The organism is Moorena sp., assembly GCF_982860115.1.
The window spans coordinates 17,253-25,420 of the sequence record NZ_CEYLVT010000102.1 but is presented as its reverse complement, the minus strand read 5'-3'; the positions used below and the strand labels follow the sequence as shown (position 1 = coordinate 25,420).

Sequence of the window (8,168 nt, the reverse complement as noted above, 5' to 3'; positions counted from 1 at the left end):
TTTCTGATCTCCAAAGCCTGTTGAATGAGGGGTTCGGCCTGGTCATAGCGCCCCAAATACCAGTAGAGATTTGCCAGGTTGTTGAGACTGGTGGCCACATCGGGATGGTCCTGACCCAGCAGCTGCTTTCTGATCTCCAAAGCCTGTTGAATGAGGGGTTCGGCCTGGTCATAGCGCCCCATTGAGGAGTAGAGTAATGCCAGGTCGTTGAGACTGGTGGCCACATCGGGATGGTTCTCACCCAGGCGGCTTCTAGTTATCTCTAAACATTGCTCATACCAGGGTTCAGCCTGGTCATAGATACCTTGACCGTAATAAAATCTTCCTAAGCCAATAAACGGCCAGATTAAATCTTCATCCCTGAGCCAGTCAGTTAGAACTGTCGCAGCTTCGGCTAAATGAGAGATGGCGGGGGTAACTGCTGTAATATCATCGCGAGTTGGTGTATCAGGAATTAATTTGGCTACAGCCACCATTGTTTGACAAAAGCGTTGCTTGTAGCCATCGGCCTCTGGTAATTGAGCCAGCTTGGTCTGGAAAAATTCTCGAATTAGTTGATGGAGGCGATAGGTTTGCTGTTCACTCAGTTGCAACAGATTACGATCGACCAGAAAGCGATCGCGTAATTCTTCCAATTCTTCTTGTTGTTTATCCCATTCTTCTTCATCTTCAGTTTCGATCACACAAGACTCTACTAGAGACCACTCAAAAGGAGCTTGAGCAAACAGACTCAGACGACATGCTAACTGCTGGGCTTGTGGTGGCAAATCTTTCCAAGATAACTCAAACGCTGCTACTACACCCAACTTGTCTGTGATTTGCCCTTGTTTTTGAGATAGTAATGCCTGAGCTGCTAATTTTTCGTTCTCTAAACGTTCTTTAACTTTAGCAATGCTTAACCTCGGATGCAGATCTAAATATCCTCCTACTAACTGCAAACCCAAAGGCAAATACCCCAACCATTCACATAACGCTTCTGCTTCTGTTAGTTCCTTGTCAATGCGCTCTTTTCTAACAAGCTTACCTAATAATTCCAATCCTGCCTCTGGGGATAGTACATCCAGGTCAATATGTTTTATCGAAGGCTCTGGATTTTCACGGCTGGTGATCAGTACCTTGAAACGGGGTTGCGCCGGAGGCAAATAGGGATGAATGGCTTGATAGTCTACTACATCATCCAGCACGATCAATGCTGTTCCTTCTGGCCAATGCCCCCAGCAGTATCTTACCTTTTCCTGGAACTCTAGTTCATCTGGAATGGTTAATCCTAATTCCGTACGCCCAAAACTAATAAGTTGAGTTCCAAAATCTGCCCCCCGAACCCGCAGCCAGCACAAACCCCCAGGGTAGTTTTCCTGATATTTCAGAGCATATTGTAGAGCTAATTCGGTTTTGCCAACACCACCCATTCCGGCAATGGCACAAATCGCTAATCGATCCGTCTGTTGAAGTTCCTGATGGAGCTGCTCAAGTTGATCTTGCCTGCCTACAAAGTAGGGAGTACCTCGATTGATAATGTTACTGGGGGGATTTAACTTTGTCGGTTCCCGGTCGAACGATTCTAATCCATGATAGTGCATATGGTATTCCACCCCCGGTATGTATGGAATACCACTATCAGGTTTGGTAATATCACTAACCAAATTTGACTTTGTCGGTTCTCGCTCGGAGGATTCTTCCGATTCCAAAAGTGATATATCAGGGTACTCGGAAGTAACTTCAGAGATCAAACGACCCCAATATAATGCATAAGATTCCAGTTGCTGACGTTGACTCAGATCTGTTATCAAGCGTCCTGCTGAACGAATTTTTTCCAGTAATTCTTTGGCTTCTTTAGCGATATCTTCGTTCGGTAAATTTTCATACTCTTTCTGATTTATAAGTGATACATGCTTTTGATGGATTTCTTGTAAGAGATTAATTGCTGAAGTATTCATAACAACCACTAGGCTTTTATGATTATTTTTTGATAAGAGGACTAGTTAAAATAAATCGAAAATTCTCATGCTCTTTTTCTATATCAGATAGTTTATTTTTTAATTGATCGTCTAGATAGGAAAGCACAGAACCATTTATCATTTCTAAAGAGCATAAAAATGAGTCTAGCTCTTCTATTGTTTCTTTTAAGTTTTCAGGCAAAACACATTTGATAACTAATTGATTGATCTTATCCTTAAAATCATTGATTGTTTCAAGCCAGTTATTATTGCGGTTTATTTTTTCAAACTTCTTTCTAACTTGCCCCTCGGGTATATTATCAAAATTAGTGTAATTATTGATCATAATCAGGCATTCCATACTCCAATGAAGATGTAGTAATTGGAGACTTTTTTTATAGTCTTTACCTGAAATAAATCCTCGCAAATTAATTAGTCTTAGGCTCAAATTTTGAAAGTTTTCATGCAAGTATTTCCAATCTTTAACCTGTATTCGGTGCTCTATTAGCGAACTAAGTGAAGTTTGACACTCTTTGAGTTTCTCTAAATAATCTAAATCCGAAAATTTCTGATCAGGTATTTTGTCTTTAGCTACCATAGCTCTTTGTTGTTTGTATAACAACTCCACCGTTACCGGTTTTGTGCCGTCCTCTCCTTTGGGAAGTCTAAAGGTAGGATCGGGACCGATTTCCCGTCCGCCGTCCTGTTTTTTCCATGCTTTACGGGGGTAGATTCTGAGGAAAGCGGTGTTACCTTTAATCTTCAATTCGCATAGTGAATAGCCATGGAGCCGTTCCTGGTTTTTGTCCCCCCAGCCTTCCATACCGAACAGGGAGCAGCCTTGCAGTCTACGTTGATCATTAGCACCACCTTGAGCCAAGCTTCTGAACTTGGACTCGTGCATGTGTCCAAACAGATGTAAAGCGAATCGTTCTGGTGGACTATGAATCTCCCCATTTAGCTGCGCTTGGGCTTCGTCAGTTAGCCAATCCTGGGGGTGGTGGGTAAGTAGCAAACAGGCATGGTGTGCTTGTGCCCAAGACGGTCCATTTTTATTACAGGCCCCATGGAACTGGCGCAGATCTAGAGCCAGCTTACCTTTTCTGTCACCGCCCATCAGTTGCAGAAATGCGCTATTTAGTCCTAAAATCCCGAGTTTGAACCCGTCTTTCTCAATTGTTGCTGAAAAATCTCCTGGCAGTATCCCCTTTGAATAGATGTCGGGCTTAGGTACGGTGGTATTGTCCCACCATTCAACATAATTCTCGAAAGCTTTGATAACAAGCTGTCGCTGAGGAGATTCGATCTTATCCCAAAATGGCTTTTGGATCTTAGGACTGCTCCACATATCCTCAAGACCAATCAATGCCGTGTCAAACTCGTCATCTGGTCGAACCAAATCGTGGTTACCAGGTACAGCCAGAAACTTCGGCTTAAATCCCATCTGGTCAAAGTTGTCCCAGAACTTATCTAACAGTTTATCTACCTGTTGGAATTCCGATTCAATGCCCCGCTGGGTGATATCCCCAGTAAACATTACCAAATCCCAGGGCCCTACCTTTTCACAAAGGTACTCTAAATCGTCGAAGAAAATTTTCTCAACATTTTGCCACAGATTCTCTAAGCCATCCATACCCAAATGGAGGTCAGTCAGATGTAACCACCTAAAGATAACCTCCCTGTGATCTGAGGTTTGGTTAAATTCCCTTGAATAACTCACCGATTAGTTTTTAATTTAAAGTTAACTATATAGTATTATATTGTATATGAATGAAACCCAATATGGACTTATTCTAACATATAAAAATATAGGAAATAGGGAATCGTAAATTCTTAATTCTCAATTCTTAATTCTACATTCTTAATTCTATAACCGTACAATTTCTTTCAATTACCCCTCCCAAAAAAAAATTCTAAAACCCCTTGACACAATTAACTATAATCGTTATTATTATAGTTGTAAACCGTAAAACGTTTTTTTTACTATGTCTGACAACTTTCGCCCTAACCCCGAAAACAATCCTGATGAGATTACTCCCAGTAATACTCCTCAGGAACGGTCTCCAAAAAAATACCCCATTAAGCACATTTTGAAAGGCTCCCGCCGGGCAATAACCAACACCATCCATACCCTTTATGCACGGGGTTACGCCCAAGTTGATGAGTGGAGCCCCCTTCAGCAGACTGACATTCCTGGCGAATTCATCACGGTAATGACAAAATACTTAATGCTGGGTTAAGGGCTTAAATTTCAGGGGGCTTTGCCCCCTGGCCAAAGCATCAGGTCTGATCCCGTAGCGTGGCCTTTGGCCAATTAAATCGGATCACATCTGGATGGGTTTACAAAGTTGAGACATAAGTAAAAATTGCTAGCCGTGGAAGGTATTTCTGCGGCTACTTTTTTTTGGGGTTATGATGTTGTTCGCGTAGCGTGGCCTTTTGGCCAAGGTTATGATGTTGAACGTTGAAGGTTATGATGTTGAAGGTTATTAGGTTTAAGGTTAGTACGTTGAAGGTTTAAGGTTAGTACGTTGTTCGCGTAGCGTGGCCTTTTGGCCAAGGTTATAAACAGGCTCAGCTCATCAACACAAGACCTCGCAGCATTACTATTGTCTGGATACAGTCATTGATATAATCTCTGGATAATTACCTTTAATAAAAATCTCCCCAAACTCCCCATCTCCCCATCTCCCCATCTCCCTACTCCCTTTAATACCAATTCAAGTAATCACAATATCCAATTCCGACACCCCAAACAAGCGGGCTTTAGCGCAGCGTTCAATATAAAGTTCAACCACCCGGTCTTCCTTATTACTCTGTAAAAGTTCCTCAAAAATCTGTTGCGCCTGATCAAAGTCTTCCTCTACATAATAGGCAACTGCTTCCTCAAACCGAGGAGTCGTGCCGGACTTGAAAGCAATCAAATCCTCAGGATTAGCATCATACACTTCAAAGATTTCCACTGGTTGACTTTTACCCTTCACCTTAACTCGCCCTAGACACCGATAATGATAATTGTCTCGATTATCCAGATCAGTCAAGGTTGGTTTACTAATCAAAATCTCTGTTCCATAAATCTTGGTTAAACTTTCCAAACGGGAGGCCAAATTTACAGTATCAGCAATCACAGTTGTATCCATCCGTTGAGATTCTCCCACTGTGCCTAAAATTAAACTCCCCTTGTGCAAACCAATACCAATCGCAATCGCTTCATAACCACTATTATGGCGATGGGAGTTATAAAGATAAACTTGCTTTTGCATCTCAATGGCTGCGTTTAGGGCATGATCAGCTTTTTCGGGAAACAACGCCATCACCGCATCACCAATATATTTATCAATGAAGCCGTTATAATTACGAATCACTGGACTGACTCGACTTAAATAGCCGTTGATAAAATTAAAGTTTTCTTCTGGTGACATCATCTCTGATAAACTAGTAAAGGAGCGAATATCAGAAAAAAGTACTGTCATCTCTTTTTGGACATTGTCCCCTAATTGGACATCAAGAATACTTTCCCTTTCTAAAAATTGCAGAAACTCCCGAGGCACAAAGCGTCCATAAGCTACATTAATTTTGGCTAACTGAAGATGGGTCTTAATTCGTGCTAGCAATTCATTCTTGGATATGGGCTTAGTTAAATAATCATTGGCTCCTGCTGCAAATCCTGCTACCAAATCTGAGATCTGATTTTTAGCGGTTAACAATACTACGGGTAGTTCATTAGGTAGAAATTTCTCACGGATTTTTTTACAGAACTCATAGCCGGTCATTTTCGGCATCATAATATCCAGTAAAATCAAGTCTGGTCTGCATCCGTGGGAAATTTTTGTAAATGCATCTAGGCCATTAACTGCTTGAATAATATTATAGTTTTGCAGAGAAAGATGGTTGACCAAAACTTGAAGATTTACTGGTTCATCATCTACAATCAAGATGTTAAAAGCTTCCACAGTTGGTGATGATAAGTTCTGATCAGACATCAGATGATTAGACATCAGGTGATTAGACATCAGGTGATTAGACATCAGGTGATCAGATATCAGGTGATCAGATATCAGGTGATGAGAGTCACTTGCCATCGCCAAATAATTCTGAATCTTGGAAACTTCCTCTCGCTGTTTCCTCTCTACTTTACCCTTTGATATCGGTAGGGTGAAACTAAACCGTGACCCAAGGTTTGGGGTAGACTCCACATCAATATCTCCGCCGTGGAGCTGCACCAGTTTTTTAGTAACTGCTAAACCTAACCCCACTCCTCCATATTTCCTATTAATGGAGCCATCTCCTTGTTCAAAAGCTTCAAAAATTCGCTCTAATTTATCAGGTGGGATACCAATCCCTGTATCAGAAACGGTAATTTTAAGATAAGACGTTACCACCTCTGCTGATACTTTAATGGTACCACGTTCAGTAAATTTAATGGCATTACCCACTAAATTATAGAGAATCTGTTGGAGTCGGTTTTCATCAGCATCCACTGGGGGACTAGATGATGAAACTTGATTAATCAATTCTATATTTTTATTACCCACAAGGGGACGGGATAGCAATAAAACAACTTCTGTTATTTCTCGCATCCCTACTGGCTTAATTCTCAGGTTAATTTGTTTATGCTTGAGGGCAGAAAAATCCAGTAAATCGTTAACAAGCTGAGTTAACCGTTTGCCACTAGAGACAATCAGAGAAAGATTAGATGCTGTTGACTGGGATAACTCACCTGTTGCTCCATCAATCAGGGATTCAGCGAGGCCAATAATGCCATTCAGAGGCGTTTTAAGTTCATGAGATGTATTGGCTAAGAATTCATTTTTGAGCTGATCCATTTCCTGAAGAGCAGCATTCTTAGTTTCTAGCTTCTGGTTATACTCTTGTAGCAGTCGCCTGGTTTCAGCAAATCGTCGTTCTAAAATTAATCCTAAGGATAGGATAAACAGCAACATTCCCCAAGAATAGAATCGTTGATACCAATTTTCCGGTTCAAACCGATACACTAAAAGATCATGCATTCCTCCTATAACTAGGATAGATAATCCGGAACTAAATAGTTTAGCATAATAGTTTTTCTGAGTGATAGCTATAGGAATAGCATGGAGCAATAAAATTATTGTACTAGCCAGGATCAGGTAGTGATCAATATATATCTCATACAACCAGGAACTGTTGTATATAACAATTAATCCTAAAGAAATTACCGAATAAATTAAGTGAATTTGCCATAACCGCTGGATTATGGAAAAATAGCCTGAGCCAAATATTTGTTCAAAACCAATAAGGGTGAGAATAGGCAGAAAACAAAAAGCCGTATATCGAGTATGCTCCCAATTCAGGGAATCCTTAAATAATAAGGGAATAATGGTTGATTGGCTAAGGTTGTAAACGCCACTAGCTATGGCTAATAATCCAAAGGCTAGAATTAATCCTTTATCTTGAGACCGGAATAAAAAGGTTAAACTAAACCACAGCCCAATTAAAATAAAAATACAGCCTAAAACGGTGCTGATTTCGTCTTTGAACAAACACCGAATTACGTTAAATTTAGAACCAATAACTATCCGGTCGAAAAATCCGATGTAAATAGACTGATCAGTCCCTACATAAACATTAATGAACAATGATTTGCCGGAAAAATTTGAATCAACAGGAACAATTGGCCATTGATACCCTTCACCATTAGTTGGAGGCAATGAGTCAGGGGATAATCGGGTATAAATCAGTTCCTGATCTAAATAAGCTTCTAGTATATTGGGAACTGCTCCGAGATAAAGAGTGGGAGATTGCCATTTACCCTCTGGTAATCTAACCCTTAACCAAACATTGTTTTGCTGTTGATCTTGCTGTGACTTCCATAATCTTTTTGGAAACGTAAATGATTTCCAGCAAGGGTCACCCTTGGCAATCTCGACCTTAGTACAACCCTTGGCATTACGGAGGTTATTGATAGAAACATCACCCCAGAGATAGTGCCATCCTTGGGTAATCTTAAATGGCGGCAAGGTTTTAGATGCCTGAGATTCTGCTTGACTAGGTGCGATGGTTAATAGGCTAATCAGTACTGATATCAAAAAAGCGCCCAAACACAAGAGGATTTGGGCACGTTTCCAACTAAACATATGTTTCATTGGTATCTCCTGGAGGGGCTATGGGTCACCTCACAAGGGTAGGTTTTTTACTTTGACGTCAGGTGTGGGGTGTAGGGTGACCGGGTGTAGGGTGTGGGGGTACAGACAA

General features: G+C 41.0%; 4 protein-coding genes. 1 reads left to right on the top strand and 3 read right to left on the bottom strand.

Annotation, left to right across the window (positions count from 1 at the left end; translation table 11 throughout):
• Together AC4II3_RS17995 and AC4II3_RS17990 are read right to left on the bottom strand one after the other, a co-directional pair.
• Positions 1 to 1,937 (bottom strand): tetratricopeptide repeat protein (locus AC4II3_RS17995; protein ID WP_488015092.1); only part of this gene is annotated, 1,937 nt, incomplete at its 3' end.
• 22 nt (positions 1,938 to 1,959) lie between these two features.
• Positions 1,960 to 3,657: a metallophosphoesterase gene (locus tag AC4II3_RS17990; RefSeq protein ID WP_488015094.1), complete on the bottom strand. Its 1,698-nt coding sequence runs from the start codon at positions 3,655 to 3,657 to the stop codon at positions 1,960 to 1,962.
• A gap of 265 nt (positions 3,658 to 3,922) precedes the next feature.
• On the opposite strand from AC4II3_RS17990, the gene AC4II3_RS17985 reads away from it, so the two are divergent.
• Entirely contained in the window at positions 3,923 to 4,177 is a 255-nt protein-coding gene (locus AC4II3_RS17985; protein WP_488015096.1) for a hypothetical protein, read from the top strand.
• 480 nt (positions 4,178 to 4,657) lie between these two features.
• On the opposite strand, the gene AC4II3_RS17980 is transcribed toward AC4II3_RS17985, so the two are convergent.
• Positions 4,658 to 8,050 (bottom strand): ATP-binding protein, encoded by a 3,393-nt coding sequence (locus tag AC4II3_RS17980; RefSeq protein ID WP_488015100.1) that lies wholly within the window; start codon positions 8,048 to 8,050, stop codon positions 4,658 to 4,660.
• Positions 8,051 to 8,168 lie beyond the last annotated feature (118 nt).

What these genes read in the sequence shown, in the direction of transcription:
- AC4II3_RS17980 (WP_488015100.1), bottom strand. Translation starts at nt 8,050, where the DNA reads ATGTTTAGTTGGAAACGTGCCCAAATCCTCTTGTGTTTGGGCGCTTTT.
- AC4II3_RS17985 (WP_488015096.1), top strand. Translation starts at nt 3,923, where the DNA reads ATGTCTGACAACTTTCGCCCTAACCCCGAAAACAATCCTGATGAGATT.